Origin of the sequence: Brevibacillus borstelensis (assembly GCF_037834415.1) — a bacterium.
Lineage (GTDB): Bacteria > Bacillota > Bacilli > Brevibacillales > Brevibacillaceae > Brevibacillus > Brevibacillus borstelensis_A.
The window spans coordinates 239,398-252,160 of record NZ_JAUMSJ010000003.1 but is presented as its reverse complement, the minus strand read 5'-3'; the positions used below and the strand labels follow the sequence as shown (position 1 = coordinate 252,160).

The window sequence follows — 12,763 nt, the reverse complement described above, 5'->3', positions numbered from 1 at the left end:
CAAGATTCCTTCCCCATTATATAGGACAGGAGGAGACGTGTAAACGGGAAGGTATGACGGTTTTTTGACTGTCTTGGCAAATACTGCTGGTTTAGCTGTCAACCGACATTTGGCAGTTCAGCTCGGGTACGCGGACAACCGTGTAATTGCATGAGCGGCAGCCGCTCAGCATGGATTCGTCTTCTCGTAACTCAATCTGCCCAAAATACGTTTCGAATATTCCCGTCAACAAGGCGTTGTGCATCCGGCAGACGGAGGCGGGGTAACGCTTGGCCGTTTCGGAAAATGTGCAGTTGAATACGCGGAAGCGCAAGCGCCCGTCCTCGAGCGCCTCAATGTCCGGCTTCAAGCCCTGAGCCACCACCAGCCGGTTGATATGCTCCAGCTTTTCTTCAAATGAAGCGTTGCTTTCATCAAGCGGGAACTCTTTCAAGGCGCGCTTCGCCATTTCTCTGCCCATTCGATAGCCCATCTTGATTAGGGCGGCTTCCCCTGCCTCGCCGAGAGAAAGGATGCTTTCTATCGCAATATCCGCCAACAGACGGTAATCTCGCGGAGGAAATTGAAGGCTGACCACCTGATCGGATAGCGAATACAGACGGCTTGGCCGCCCGCCTTTTCCGCTTTTGTCCGAGGCCGAGCTGAGCAGATGCACATCCTCCAGCTTGGTCAGATGAAGACGGGCTACGTTGGGATGGATCGAGAAGTGTTCGGCCACGTCTTGAACGGTAACGGGCTCCTTGCTGTTGGAAACGTACTGGTATATTGAAAAACGGGTAGAATCAGCCAAAGCGCTTGTAAGTTTCTGAGCATCGCATTCCATACCGTTCTCCCCTTTCCGTTGACAAATTACATTAAGTGTATCCGATTTTTCCTCGATTGTTAAGGTAAGAGTGTGCAACCGATCGGTTTTGCGCTGTCGATTGCCGTTAGATCTAATCGTATTTTTTAGATTTAATACTATTGACATAGTGTAAATGCCGCATTTATAATCCTAAGTAGAAAAGGTTTTTTTATTAGCTTACTTTTGGATAGCTAATTATAGATAGATGAGATGGAGGGTTATAAGATGGCTGTTGCAGAGCGCACACGTACCCAAAAATTGACTTTCTTCACGTATCCGAGCTGTACTTCCTGTCGCAAGGCAAAAGCCTGGCTGGCGGAAAACGGAGTAAATTATGAGGAACGGCATTTGTTTAAAAATCCGCCCACAACAGAAGAACTGCTGGAAATCATCAAGATGACAACGAACGGGTTGGATGAGATCTTGTCGACACGCAGCCAGCGTTTCAAAAATCTGGATGTGGACATCAACGATATGTCTGTAAGCGAGCTTTTGGAAATGTTGAGTGAAGAGCCGCAGCTGTTGAAGCGGCCGATCTTGACCGACGGCGAAAACCTGATCGTCGGCTTCAACCAATCCGCGATGAAAAACCTGCTTTCCTGATTCGGAGAAGAGAAGGGCGTCCCCCTTCTCTTTTCTCTTTTTCCCGGGGAGTTTACAATGGGAAAAACGAGCTGGAGAAAGGATGGAATACGGGTGGAGACGATTCGGGTAGAAAAGCGGGACGGCATCGCGACGATTGTTTTTCAGCGTCCCAAGGTCCACAATGCGATCAGCCTGGAAATGGCGGAAGAGCTCCAGCAGGCAATCGATGAGGCTTTGTCAGACGCTGAGATCAAGGTGATCATTTTTACCGGACAAGGAGCGAGCTTTGTCTCTGGCGGCGATGTCAAGCAATTTATCGCCGCTCGCGGCAGGGAGCAGGCACTCCCTGTCCTCGGCAAGGTCGCCGGCGTGCTAAAGGCGGTGGAGACAGCCAGAAAGCCCACGATCGCCATGATCAATGGGCACGCGCTCGGCGGAGGCAGCGAATTTGCGATCTCCTGCCACTTTCGGTTCGCCAGCGAGACTGCGGTGCTCGGATTCGTGCAAATCGGGCTTCATATCACGACAGGCTGGGGAGGCGGGGCCCGGCTGCTGGACAAGCTCCCGGAGTCAAAGGCGCTTTCTCTCCTTTTGACCGGAGAAAAAGTCAGCGCCGCGGAAGCGCTGCGATTCGGACTGGTCGATCGCGTATGTCATCCCGACCGCCTGCGCGAAGAGACGGAACAGTTCGCCGCAGTCATCGCCGCCAATCCTCTTTCCAGTATCGAGGCCTACATGAACATGCTCGCCTGGAAGCGCGAAGGATTGCCGCTGGCCGAACGGGTAGAGCGGGAAGTCAGCCAATGCGCCGATTTGTGGGGCAATGACGAGCACGTTCGTCTTGTAGAAAAATTTTTAGCGAAATAGAGAGCCGGAATTGGCCAGTGCCCCTCCCGTTTAAACCATCGTGTGCTTGGACATACTTTTTCTAGTAGAAAACGATTCTACCAGAGTAGGAAAAAGCATAGGATGGAGTACATCATCCTTTTAAAGGTAACGGGAGGGACTTCATACATGGTAGCTTCCAGACAGGACGCATGGACTGAAGATGACGATCTGGTGTTGGCGGAAGTCACCCTACGCCATATTCGCGAGGGCGGGACGCAGCTGGCTGCTTTTGAAGAGGTAGGTCAACGCCTGGGGCGTACGGCGGCCGCTTGCGGTTTTCGCTGGAACAGTTGCGTGCGCAAAAGATATGACGCTGCGATTGTGATTGCCAAAAACCAGCGGCAACAGCTGAAAAAAATGGGACGGCTTGCTTCCTCCCAATCGGAAGAGAGCGGAGAGGCACAGCTTCTGAGAAAGCAGCAGCCGATCCAGCAGCTCTCTTTAAGCGCCGCAGCCGAAGAGCAGATCGAATCGGTGATTCGGCTGCTGATGAATCACAAGGATTTGGTCCGCAGAGTGCGGCAGCTTGAACAAGAGTTGGAAGGAAAGGTTTTGGAGATAAAAGAATTGCAGGAAGCGCACGACAAGATGAAGAAAGAGATGGAGCAGGTCCAAGGCGTCAACGAGGACTACAAGGCGTTGGTGCAAATCATGGAGCGTGCGCGGAAAATGGCCTTCCTGAATGAAGAGGAGCCGGTAAAAGCTATTTTCAAAATGGATGAAAATGGCAATTTGGAGAGAGTGGAAAAGTAGGACCAGACAATGAACGATGGACGATGAATAATGAAAAAGAAGCGGCCGCATAACCGCTTCTTTTGTTTTTCCAAAAGTCGTCAGTCTTGGAGTCCGACGCCTTCCGGCAGCCATACATAAGGATTTTCGCCGCGGTCCCGGACCGGGTTGTACTTGACCGGAGTGAAGCCCATCTTCAGCCAGAATTCGTCAGCGCGACAGCGGGAATTGGTCTTGATGGGAGCGCCGAAGCTCTTGGCGTGATTCACCAGGGCGGTTCCGTAATCTTTTCCGCGATAATCCGGGAGGACCTCCAGTTTCCACAGCTCGTAGTAATCCTGAGCCGGGGCAAAGTAACGGTCGTACTTTCCATCGATTTTGTAAAGGCTCATCCGCGCCACCAAGAAATCGTTGTCGTAGATGCCGTAGAAAGGAGATTCGGAATCGTTTTCCACGATGTTCGCCTCCAGGTCTTCCTTCATCGAAAGCTCCTCCAGGCCAAATTCGCGGAATCTTTGAAACTCCTCCAAAGTCTTGTAGTTGATGTTTAGACGTTTTACCTCAAACATGAGTAAGCCACTCCTCTCACGCGCTTTGCCTTGCCTTGCCACAACACTACCTATCATTATACACAAAATTGGTTACATCTGAGCGTATTTTCTCCGTTTGTCCCAACTGTTTGCCAAAAATGTTTTCGCCTCCATGGAAAAAATTTAAATTTCAGCCTAGAACTATGTCATATCTCGTGGCAAAATAGAGAGAAGCAAAACAATTTCGACAATCGCCCGGACGAGTTGCAAGCGTTTTCACGGTCGGTCGATTGGTCTTGGAGAGGAGCGTTGCCATGCGAAAAGTATTGATCGCCAATCGCGGAGAAATCGCCAGGCGGATTATTCGCACCTGCCAGGAGCAGGGGGTGGGAACGGTAGCGGTGTTTTCAGATGCTGACAAGGAGCTTCCCTTCGTCCGCGAAGCAGATGAGGCCGTACATATCGGCCCGCCGCCGGTACCGCACAGTTACCTGAATGTAGATGCCATCATCGCTGCGGCCAAGCAGACAGGGGCAGATGCCGTTCACCCGGGTTACGGATTGCTGTCCGAGAATGCGGCATTTGCCAGACGCTGCCAGGAGGAAGGGCTGCTTTTCATCGGTCCGTCTCCAGAGGTGATTGCCCAGATGGGGGATAAATTGACAGCCCGAAACGTGATGCTCGCAGCAGGCGTACCGATCGTTCCCGGCTGCAAGGAGCCTGCACAGTCTCCGGACGAAGCGGCGCAGCTTGCCGCAGAGATCGGCTATCCTGTCATGCTGAAAGCAAGCGCCGGCGGCGGGGGAATCGGCATGCAGATTTGCCGGGACGAAGCCGAGCTGAGGCAAGCGTATCAATCGGCGAAGGGCAGGGCCAAGGCGTACTTCGGCAACGATGCAATGTACATCGAACGGTACATCGACGAGCCCCGACACATCGAAGTGCAGATCGCCGGAGACATCCACGGCAACGTGCTGCATATCCTGGAGAGAGAGTGCTCGATCCAGAGAAGGCACCAGAAGGTACTCGAAGAAAGCCCATCTCCCTTTCTGGACGACGATACGAGAGAGAAGCTCTGCGGCGCAGCGGTGCAGGCGGCCCGGGCTGTTGGCTACACCGGCGTGGGAACAGTAGAGTTTATCGTCGATGGAAACAAACAATTCTATTTTTTGGAAATGAATACGCGCCTGCAGGTAGAGCATCCCGTCACAGAGGAAATGACCGGACTTGATTTGGTCGCCATGCAGCTGGCCATCGCAAGAGGGGAAAAGCTTTCTTTTTCTCAGGCCGATATCAAGGCCATCAGACACGCGATCGAACTTCGCGTCTACGCGGAAGACCCGGTCACGTTTATGCCCTCGCCGGGAACGATCACGCTGTATCAGCCGCCGCAGCTGGAAGGAGTGCGCATCGATGACGGTGTGGAGACCGGGACACAAGTGACCCCGTTCTACGATCCGATGATCGCCAAGGTCATCGCTGCAGGGGCGAATCGGAGCGAAGCGATCGAGCGGGCGAAAGCGGCGATGCGGCAGTTCGTCCTCACCGGGATCAAAACTAATATTCCTTTCTTGCTGGAAGTGCTCGAAGACGAGCAATTCGTCCGGGGAGCCTATACCACTCGTTTCATCCAGGAACGAAAACAAAAATCAGTGTAAGGAGTGCGAGCGAAATGAAAAACGTAACAGCAACGATGGCAGGAACCGTAATCAACATTCTGGTGCAAAAGGGTGATCAGGTCCAGGCGGGGCAAGATGTGGTCGTGCTGGAATCGATGAAGATGGAAGTGCCGGTTCAGGCTGAAGCGGACGGCGTGGTGGCCGACGTCAAGGTGAACAGCGGGGACTTTGTCAACGATGGGGACGTCATCGTCGTTCTGGAATAGAATCGGGCTGCTTCTAAACTGAGCGCCCGCTAGGAAAGGGGGAGAGGGACCGTGAAGGTGCAGATTGTCGAGGTAGGACCGCGCGATGGATTGCAGAATGAACAAAAAGTTCTCGCCGCTGCGGAAAAAATCCGGCTGATCGAGATGCTGGCGGAAGCCGGACTTCAAAGAGTGGAAGCGAGCTCCTTTGTAAACCCGAAGTGGATTCCCCAGCTGGCTGATGCAGGCGAGGTGTGCCGATCGCTTCCGCATCGGTCACGCGTGAGGTACAGTGCTCTGGTGCCCAACCTGAAAGGGCTGGAGCGGGCGAGAGAATGCGGATTGACCGAGGTAGCCCTGTTCATGTCCGCATCACAGACGCACAATCAGAAAAATATCAACAAGTCGATCGAGGAGACATTTCCCGTCCTCCGCGAGACAGCCCGGGAAGCGTTGGCACTGGGCATGCGCGTCCGCGGCTATGTTTCGACTGTATTCGGCTGCCCCTACGAGGGAGAGGTTTCCCTGGACAACAGCCGCAAAGTAACGAATGAGCTCGTTTCGATGGGGGCCTATGAGGTCTCGATCGGAGATACGATCGGCGTGGCTACGCCGCTGCAGGTTCACCAAGTGTTTTCGATGCTTGTGAAAGATGTTACGACCGAGCGCTTGGCCGGTCACTTCCACGATACCCGCGGTACCGGTCTGGCCAATGTCGCCGCAGCTCTGGACGAGGGAATACGGACCTTTGACAGCTCCATTGGAGGGCTTGGCGGCTGTCCGTACGCCCCGGGGGCTTCAGGCAACATCGCGAGTGAAGACCTGGTGTACATGCTGCACGGGATGGGCTGCGAGACGGGGGTCAGCCTGGAGAAGCTGGTGGCGGCGGGAGCGTATGTCCAGCAGCTGTTGGGACGCTCTCTGCCATCCAAAGTGCTGCAGGCCGCTCTTGCCCAGTCACACGAAAAACAATGCCAATCCCAGGCAGAAGGAGGCACAGCATGACTGTCTCGTATCAAAAAGAAGGACTGATCGGGATACTGACGATCAATCGTCCCGACGTGTTTAACTGCCTCAATCTGGATACGCTGCTGGCTATGCGGCAAACCGTTGCCGAGGCAGTACCGGATCGCGACGTTCGCGTGCTGATCGTCACCGGAGCGGGAGACAGGGCTTTTTGTTCCGGCGCTGATCTGAAGGAGAGGCGGTCTATGACGGATCAGCAAGTACAGCACTACATCAGAACGATCCGCGATACGTTCAGTGAGCTTGAAAAGCTTCCAAAGCCGGTGATTGCTGCCATCAATGGCATTGCCCTCGGCGGCGGAACGGAGCTGGCTCTCGCCTGCGACTTGCGCGTCATGAGCGAGACAGCCCAGATGGGTCTGACGGAAACGTCCCTCGGGATCATTCCCGGTGCGGGAGGAACACAGCGGCTCCCCAGGCTGATCGGCAAAGGACTGGCCAAGGAGCTTATTTTTTCAGCCCGCCGCGTGGGAGCGGGGGAAGCGCTTGACATCGGGCTTGTGAACCGGGTGGCTGCCCCCGATCAAGTCATGTCCGCAGCCCAGACGCTTGCCCGCGAGATTGCCGAAAATGCCCCGATCGCCCTGGCGCAGGCCAAGTACGCGATCGACTACGGTATGGAGACGGATCTGGCTACGGGGCTCGCCATCGAAAGCAACGCCTACCAGGTGCTGATCCCTACACGAGATCGGCAGGAGGGACTGGACGCCTTTAAAGAAAAGCGAAAGCCGGTGTATCGCGGCGAATAAGAGGAGGGAGTAGGCACCCATGAGCAAACAAGCAGAAGATATGCTGAGAGAACGCATCGCCCAGGTGGAAAAGGGCGGAGACGAAAAATACCATGCCAAACTGAAGGAACAAAACAAGCTGTTTGTCCGTGATCGCTTGAAGCTTCTGTTTGACGACGAATTTCTCGTGGAGGACGGTCTGTTTGCCAACTTCATGGCCGGTGACCTGCCGGCGGACGGAGTCGTTACGGCGATCGGGAAAGTAAACGGACAGACGGTTTGCGTCATGGCGAACGATTCTACGGTAAAAGCAGGCTCCTGGGGTGCCCGGACGGTAGAAAAAATTATCCGCATTCAGGAAACGGCCGAGAAAATGCGGGTTCCGCTTCTGTACCTGGTAGACTCTGCGGGCGCCCGGATTACGGACCAGCTGGAGATGTTCCCGGGGCGGCGGGGGGCGGGGCGGATTTTTTACAATCAGGTAAAGCTCTCCGGCAAAATCCCGCAAATCTGCATCCTGTTTGGACCTTCTGCTGCCGGTGGCGCGTACATCCCGGCGTTTTGCGACATCGTCATCATGGTCGACAAAAACGCCAGCATGTATTTGGGGTCTCCGCGGATGGCGGAGATGGTGATCGGTGAAAAGGTTACGCTGGAAGAGCTGGGCGGCGCTCGCATGCACTGCTCCGTCAGCGGCTGCGGAGACGTACTGGCAGCCAATGAGGAAGAGGCGATATCTGCTGCCCGCCGTTATCTCAGCTACTTTCCTGCTGACTATACGGCCAAGCCTCCGGTGGAGCCCGCCAAGCTGCCCCGCCCAGACGCTAAAAAAATCAACGACATTGTCCCGGAGAATCAAAATGCTCCGTTCAACATGCATGAACTGATCGACGCGCTCGTCGATGAAGGCTCGTTCTTTGAGGTGAAGAAGCTGTTTGCCCAGGAACTGGTCACGGGGCTTGCCCGTCTCGATGGCAAGCCGCTCGGCATCGTCGCCAATCAGCCGAGGGTGAAGGGAGGCGTCTTGTTTGTCGATTCGGCAGACAAGGCGGCGAGATTTATCACGCTGTGCGACGCCTTTCAAATTCCGCTGCTGTTTTTGGCGGACGTACCGGGCTTCATGATTGGCACGGCCGTCGAGCGGGCCGGTATCATACGCCATGGAGCGAAGATGATTTCGGCGATGGCGGAAGCCACGGTTCCGAAAATCTCGGTTATCGTACGAAAAGCCTACGGAGCAGGGCTTTATGCCATGGCCAGCTCCGCTTTTGAACCGGATGCCTGCCTCGCTCTGCCGGGAGCGCAAATAGCCGTCATGGGCCCGGAAGCAGCCGTGAACGCTGTCTACAGCAACAAGATTCAAGCGATTGAAGATCCGCAGGAACGGCAAGCCTTTATTATGGAGAAACGGAAGGAGTATCAGGAAGATATCGATATTTACTTGCTCGCTTCCAACCTGATCGTGGATGCGATCATTCCTCCCGAGGAGCTGAGGCGCGAGCTGATCGCAAGGTTTGACGTCTACGCAAACAAGAACCAGCGTTTCTCCGAACGAAAGCACCCCGTATATCCGGTGTGAAAACGTACGCAGGCTGTCCCAAAGGGGATGGCCTTTTTCATATCAGCGGAGACGGGGCAAATATTTTTTTGACAATTTCGATCTTTTTGCTTAGGAATAATTGATCATTTCCGGCAACTTTGGTATTCTTGAAATAAGTATTGATTAATGTAGGTGAACAAATGCAGCTTCAGTCGATACCACTCCATTTGGTTGTCATAGGCGGCGGTTCCGTAGGGCTTCTGTATGCGGCCAGGCTGCTGCTGAGCGGGCAATCAGTCACACTCGTCACCCGAACGAGCGAGCAGGCGCAGCTCTTGACGCGAGAGGGCGTGACTCTTCGCCGGCTCGATGGAACCGTACAAAAGACCGCGATCCAAAGCAACCCGATGGAAGCCGGCTTGCCGCAGGGCGATCTGTATCTGCTGGCGGTCAAACAGTCGGATCTCGATGCGATTCTGCCTGATCTTCGCCACCTTCCTGATGCCTCGCGGGTATTGGCCCTCCAGAACGGCATGGGACATGATGAGAAATTGACACAGGTGCTCGACATCCGTCAGTGTTTTTTTGCAAGCAATACGGAGGGAGCGCGCCGCCTGTCTCCTGTAGAGGTCGAGCATACCGGAACGGGACTGTTGCGCATCGGCCCCTGGACACCTCGGGATGAGCGCGATCCGATCTGCGCCCGGTTCGTGGAGCTTGCCAATCGTTGCGGCTTTCAGGCCGTTTATGAGGATACGATAAAACCATTCGCTTGGAGAAAGCTGCTGGCAAATGCCTTGATCAACCCTTTGACGGCCCTGTTCGAGACGCCAAACGGGATGCTGCTTGAATCTCCGCACACCGTTCGACTGATGAAAGAGCTGTTTTGGGAAGCGGCAGCCGTAGCGGAGCGTTGCGGTGAAAAAATTGAAGAGCAGGATTGGCAGGAATTTGTAAAAATTTGCCGAAATACTTCCCGTAACATTTCCTCAATGCTGCAAGATATCCGGCGGCGGAACCAGACTGAAGTAAACGCTATCAACGGTTATCTCGTTCAAAAGGGGAGGGAAACCGGAACACCCGTCCCTATGCACGAAACATTGCTGCGCGCCGTGCTTCTGAAAACAGACATGGCGAAGGGGAAGGGAGAGGCCGACATTGACCTTTGGAGGTAAGCTTTGGTCGTTTATTGCAACGATTTGGACCTATTTTTGGGCCACGTTGACCGCTTTTCCTTTTCTCGGATTCCCATTGGCTTACTTTTTGGTGTATCTGTGGAAAAAGGACAAGCGACTGGCCGGACGCTGGGCTGTGAATATAACGAATTTTTTGCTGATTCGTGCCGTTGTCGTTGCATATAGCGTGATCTGGCCGGATGCGTTGTCTGCGTGGTGGTGGATTACGGGATTTTTTCTGGCGGCCATCGGACTCATCGGCTGGGTGCAAGTCAGGCTGAAAGGAAAGCTGTCTCTGCTGAAGGCGAGCTTTTCCGTATGGAGATTGTCTTTCCTTTTGTTTGGACTGGTCTACGTGGTGTTGTATACAACGGGAATCTTCAAGATGATGGGCGACGTATAACACTCGCGGCACCGATACATATACCAATAAAGAAAGAAGGTTGGATTTATGAGGCTTCCCATCGAATCGATTGGGCATAAGATTCGAATGATTCGGAAAGAGCGTGGCTTTACCCTGGAGATTATGGCGAACAAAACAGGATTGAGCAAGGGCTTGCTCAGTCAGGTCGAACGCGGTATTTCTCAGCCTTCTCTTGATTCCTTGTGGAAGATTACGAAGGCCCTGGAGGCTTCGATCATCCATTTCTTCGAGGATATCGACCAGAAGCAGGTACACGTTACGCGAAAGCCGAAGCGCAGACAGATGGTGTTTCCCGAGTCAACCGGGACATACGCGTTATTGTCTGCGGGGGGAAGCTCAAAACTGGGAATGCTGGAAGTAAAGCTGCAAAAGGGCGAAATGGCAGTGGACAAATTCGTGCAGAGCGAAGGAGAAGAGTGCTTCGTAGTTATAAAGGGTAGCGTTACCGCGCGCTTCAACGATGAGGAACACGTGCTGGAGATGGGCGACAGCATCACCTTCGACAGCACCAAATCGCACAGCATCGAAAATACGGGCGACGAAGAAGCGGTCCTGATCTGGTCTGTCACGCCACCGCAATTTTAATCGCATACAGCAACAATTACACTTTGACAACCCATTCCGGCGGGTTGTCTTGTTTTTTTGGGGGAGGGGGGCATGGTATAATTTGCAGTGACATGGAGTAAGAAAGGTGAGCTTCTATGAATGTAGAATGTGTATCGCTGCCGTCGGCCAACCGGCTGGCTCATGATTACCAGCAAGGAAACGCCGACGCGCTGCGTTTTTTTAACTACCACCCGTACCAGATGGAATCGTACCGGAAACGGCTCGAATGGCTTCATCACAACGATATCCCCCACAGAGACAAGCTGGCCGATGGGCTGTTTGTCTACAATCAAGCGATCGGCAATCATCAGAAGGCGCTGGATGGCATCGAAAAGCTGCGGCAGCCAGGCACCCTGGTTGTTATCGGCGGCCAGCAGGCGGGCGTACTCACCGGTCCGCTGTACACGATTTACAAGGCTGTCCACCTTATCCAGGCCGCAAAACAGCTTTCTGCACAGCTGGGTGCGGAAGTCGTACCCGTGTTCTGGATTGCCGGCGAGGATCACGACATTGATGAGATTGACCACACATTCTGGCTCACCGATCAGGAGACCAAGCTGCATAAGGAGAAAATCTCCCTTCCGCGTACGGGACGTCCTTCTGCCAGCAGTGTGCCGCTGGGGCGTGCGGAATACCAGGCATTTATGGAGAAGCTGTTCGCCGACCTGACAGAGACCCGGGAGACAGCGGCGGTCCGCAGATGGATGGAAGACGCGGCCGCGCCGTCGAAGACCGTTGCCGATTGGTTTGCGCGCTTGATGACCAGCCTGTTCGGCAAGCACGGGCTCATTCTGGTCGAATCTGCTCTGCCCTTTGTCAGAGAGCTGGAAGAGCCTGTATTTACACGGATTTTGCAGCGGAATGAGGAGTTGAGCTCGCTTGTAGCCGATGCGGCTGGCCGTTTGGAGAGCGCCGGGTATCCGCTGCAGCTGGAGACTGGAGGCCAGGAGGCCAACCTTTTCTTGTATGAAGGAACGGATCGCCTGCAGCTGCTTCGCCATGGCGACCGCTTTGTCACCCGCCGAGGAACGTATACCCGCGAGGAACTGCTTCGGCTTGCCGAGACTGACCCCTGTCGCTTCAGCTCCAATGTGGTAACCCGCTCGCTGATGCAGGAGCATCTCTTTCCCACCCTGGCTTTTGTGGCTGGGGCGGGGGAAATTGCCTACTGGGCGTATTTCAAAGAGATCTTTGCCGCGTTTGGCAAGCAGCTGCCCATCGTGTTGCCACGGGTCTCCGTCACTCTGGTAGAAGGGGCGATTGCCCGTTTGCTGAAAGATTTTGATCTGCCTATCGACAAGGCGCTGACTTCGTTTTCCGAGTGGAGAAAGGAATGGGAAGCGAGCCGGGAAGCTCACCCGTTGGCCGACCGCTTTCAGCATGTCCGCGACGCCATGCAGGAGCTGTACCAGCCCCTCGTAAACGAGGTCGTCAGCCTGGAGCCGGGAATGGGGCAGCTCGCCGAAAAAAATGCGGCCCGTCTGCTGGAGCAGGTCGACTTTTTGGAGCGGCGACTGCTTCAGGCTCTGGAACAAAGGGAAGATATCGGGAAGCGGCGTCTGTGGAGGCTGGAAGCGGCGCTGAATCCCGCGGGAGGATTGCAGGAGCGGAAGCTGTCGATTGTCCCGATTGTGAACAAATACGGACTGTCGCTCGTCGACCGCCTGGTGGAAGCGCCGTTCGTTCATGACGGCAGCCATCAGGTTGTCTATCTGTAAAATACGGGTGACGTATGTGAAGCCGCAGCCGGGTTTAGGCTGCGGCTTCATTTCTGCGCTCTGACGGAATCGCATGGGGAAATTTTCCTGAGACTTTGGTGGG

The 12,763-nt window shown here is 54.4% G+C and carries 14 protein-coding genes; 12 read left to right on the top strand and 2 right to left on the bottom strand.

The genetic code is table 11. The features are described 5' to 3' along the window. Positions 1 to 91 precede the first annotated feature (91 nt). Positions 92 to 823 (bottom strand): helix-turn-helix transcriptional regulator, encoded by a 732-nt coding sequence (locus Q3F21_RS04815; protein WP_340250331.1) that lies wholly within the window; start codon positions 821 to 823, stop codon positions 92 to 94. Positions 824 to 1,069: 246 nt separating this feature from the next. Between Q3F21_RS04815 and Q3F21_RS04810 the strand changes: the two genes are divergently transcribed. The 3 genes from Q3F21_RS04810 to Q3F21_RS04800 all read left to right on the top strand — a co-directional run bounded on the left by Q3F21_RS04810 (position 1,070) and on the right by Q3F21_RS04800 (position 3,070). Then, the gene (locus tag Q3F21_RS04810; protein ID WP_340250330.1) at positions 1,070 to 1,447 is read left to right on the top strand and encodes a transcriptional regulator Spx; all 378 of its coding nucleotides are present in this window, start codon (positions 1,070 to 1,072) and stop codon (positions 1,445 to 1,447) included. A gap of 57 nt (positions 1,448 to 1,504) precedes the next feature. After that, entirely contained in the window at positions 1,505 to 2,296 is a 792-nt protein-coding gene (locus Q3F21_RS04805; protein ID WP_340250329.1) for an enoyl-CoA hydratase/isomerase family protein, read from the top strand. A 147-nt stretch (positions 2,297 to 2,443) separates the two neighbouring features. Continuing rightward, positions 2,444 to 3,070: an RsfA family transcriptional regulator gene (locus tag Q3F21_RS04800; RefSeq protein WP_340250328.1), complete on the top strand. Its 627-nt coding sequence runs from the start codon at positions 2,444 to 2,446 to the stop codon at positions 3,068 to 3,070. Positions 3,071 to 3,150: 80 nt separating this feature from the next. On the opposite strand, the gene Q3F21_RS04795 is transcribed toward Q3F21_RS04800, so the two are convergent. Then, a complete protein-coding gene (locus Q3F21_RS04795) occupies positions 3,151 to 3,618 on the bottom strand; it encodes an N-acetyltransferase (RefSeq protein ID WP_340250327.1) in 468 nt (155 codons plus the stop codon). A gap of 275 nt (positions 3,619 to 3,893) precedes the next feature. On the opposite strand from Q3F21_RS04795, the gene Q3F21_RS04790 reads away from it, so the two are divergent. The 9 genes from Q3F21_RS04790 to bshC all read left to right on the top strand — a co-directional run bounded on the left by Q3F21_RS04790 (position 3,894) and on the right by bshC (position 12,660). After that, positions 3,894 to 5,237, top strand: coding sequence for an acetyl-CoA carboxylase biotin carboxylase subunit (locus Q3F21_RS04790; RefSeq protein WP_340250326.1), 1,344 nt, complete (start codon positions 3,894 to 3,896; stop codon positions 5,235 to 5,237). Between the two features lie 14 nt (positions 5,238 to 5,251). Continuing rightward, the gene (locus Q3F21_RS04785) at positions 5,252 to 5,464 is read left to right on the top strand and encodes an acetyl-CoA carboxylase biotin carboxyl carrier protein subunit (RefSeq protein WP_340250325.1); all 213 of its coding nucleotides are present in this window, start codon (positions 5,252 to 5,254) and stop codon (positions 5,462 to 5,464) included. Positions 5,465 to 5,515: 51 nt separating this feature from the next. Then, entirely contained in the window at positions 5,516 to 6,448 is a 933-nt protein-coding gene (locus tag Q3F21_RS04780) for a hydroxymethylglutaryl-CoA lyase (RefSeq protein ID WP_340250324.1), read from the top strand. Continuing rightward, positions 6,445 to 7,218, top strand: coding sequence for an enoyl-CoA hydratase-related protein (locus Q3F21_RS04775; RefSeq protein WP_340250323.1), 774 nt, complete (start codon positions 6,445 to 6,447; stop codon positions 7,216 to 7,218). Before Q3F21_RS04780 ends, Q3F21_RS04775 begins: the two co-directional genes overlap by 4 nt. Before the next feature lie 19 nt (positions 7,219 to 7,237). Beyond that, the gene (locus tag Q3F21_RS04770; protein WP_340250322.1) at positions 7,238 to 8,776 is read left to right on the top strand and encodes an acyl-CoA carboxylase subunit beta; all 1,539 of its coding nucleotides are present in this window, start codon (positions 7,238 to 7,240) and stop codon (positions 8,774 to 8,776) included. 161 nt (positions 8,777 to 8,937) lie between these two features. Next, positions 8,938 to 9,912, top strand: a complete 975-nt coding sequence (locus tag Q3F21_RS04765) for a 2-dehydropantoate 2-reductase (RefSeq protein WP_340250321.1) — start codon at positions 8,938 to 8,940, stop codon at positions 9,910 to 9,912. Beyond that, complete coding sequence (locus tag Q3F21_RS04760) at positions 9,896 to 10,315, top strand: DUF3397 domain-containing protein (protein WP_340250320.1); 420 nt, start codon at positions 9,896 to 9,898, stop codon at positions 10,313 to 10,315. The genes Q3F21_RS04765 and Q3F21_RS04760 overlap by 17 nt, the downstream gene beginning before the upstream one ends. Positions 10,316 to 10,363: 48 nt before the next feature. Beyond that, a complete protein-coding gene (locus Q3F21_RS04755) occupies positions 10,364 to 10,921 on the top strand; it encodes a helix-turn-helix domain-containing protein (RefSeq protein WP_340250319.1) in 558 nt (185 codons plus the stop codon). A gap of 116 nt (positions 10,922 to 11,037) precedes the next feature. Next, on the top strand, positions 11,038 to 12,660 hold the full coding sequence (bshC, locus tag Q3F21_RS04750; RefSeq protein WP_340250318.1) for a bacillithiol biosynthesis cysteine-adding enzyme BshC: 1,623 nt from the start codon (positions 11,038 to 11,040) through the stop codon (positions 12,658 to 12,660). The last annotated feature ends 103 nt before the right edge of the window (positions 12,661 to 12,763 follow it).

What these genes read in the sequence shown, in the direction of transcription:
- Q3F21_RS04795 (WP_340250327.1), bottom strand. Translation starts at nt 3,618, where the DNA reads ATGTTTGAGGTAAAACGTCTAAACATCAACTACAAGACTTTGGAGGAG.
- Q3F21_RS04815 (WP_340250331.1), bottom strand. Translation starts at nt 823, where the DNA reads ATGGAATGCGATGCTCAGAAACTTACAAGCGCTTTGGCTGATTCTACC.
- Q3F21_RS04755 (WP_340250319.1), top strand. Translation starts at nt 10,364, where the DNA reads ATGAGGCTTCCCATCGAATCGATTGGGCATAAGATTCGAATGATTCGG.
- Q3F21_RS04770 (WP_340250322.1), top strand. Translation starts at nt 7,238, where the DNA reads ATGAGCAAACAAGCAGAAGATATGCTGAGAGAACGCATCGCCCAGGTG.
- Q3F21_RS04765 (WP_340250321.1), top strand. Translation starts at nt 8,938, where the DNA reads ATGCAGCTTCAGTCGATACCACTCCATTTGGTTGTCATAGGCGGCGGT.
- Q3F21_RS04790 (WP_340250326.1), top strand. Translation starts at nt 3,894, where the DNA reads ATGCGAAAAGTATTGATCGCCAATCGCGGAGAAATCGCCAGGCGGATT.
- Q3F21_RS04775 (WP_340250323.1), top strand. Translation starts at nt 6,445, where the DNA reads ATGACTGTCTCGTATCAAAAAGAAGGACTGATCGGGATACTGACGATC.
- Q3F21_RS04810 (WP_340250330.1), top strand. Translation starts at nt 1,070, where the DNA reads ATGGCTGTTGCAGAGCGCACACGTACCCAAAAATTGACTTTCTTCACG.
- Q3F21_RS04785 (WP_340250325.1), top strand. Translation starts at nt 5,252, where the DNA reads ATGAAAAACGTAACAGCAACGATGGCAGGAACCGTAATCAACATTCTG.
- Q3F21_RS04800 (WP_340250328.1), top strand. Translation starts at nt 2,444, where the DNA reads ATGGTAGCTTCCAGACAGGACGCATGGACTGAAGATGACGATCTGGTG.
- Q3F21_RS04805 (WP_340250329.1), top strand. Translation starts at nt 1,505, where the DNA reads ATGGGAAAAACGAGCTGGAGAAAGGATGGAATACGGGTGGAGACGATT.
- bshC (WP_340250318.1), top strand. Translation starts at nt 11,038, where the DNA reads ATGAATGTAGAATGTGTATCGCTGCCGTCGGCCAACCGGCTGGCTCAT.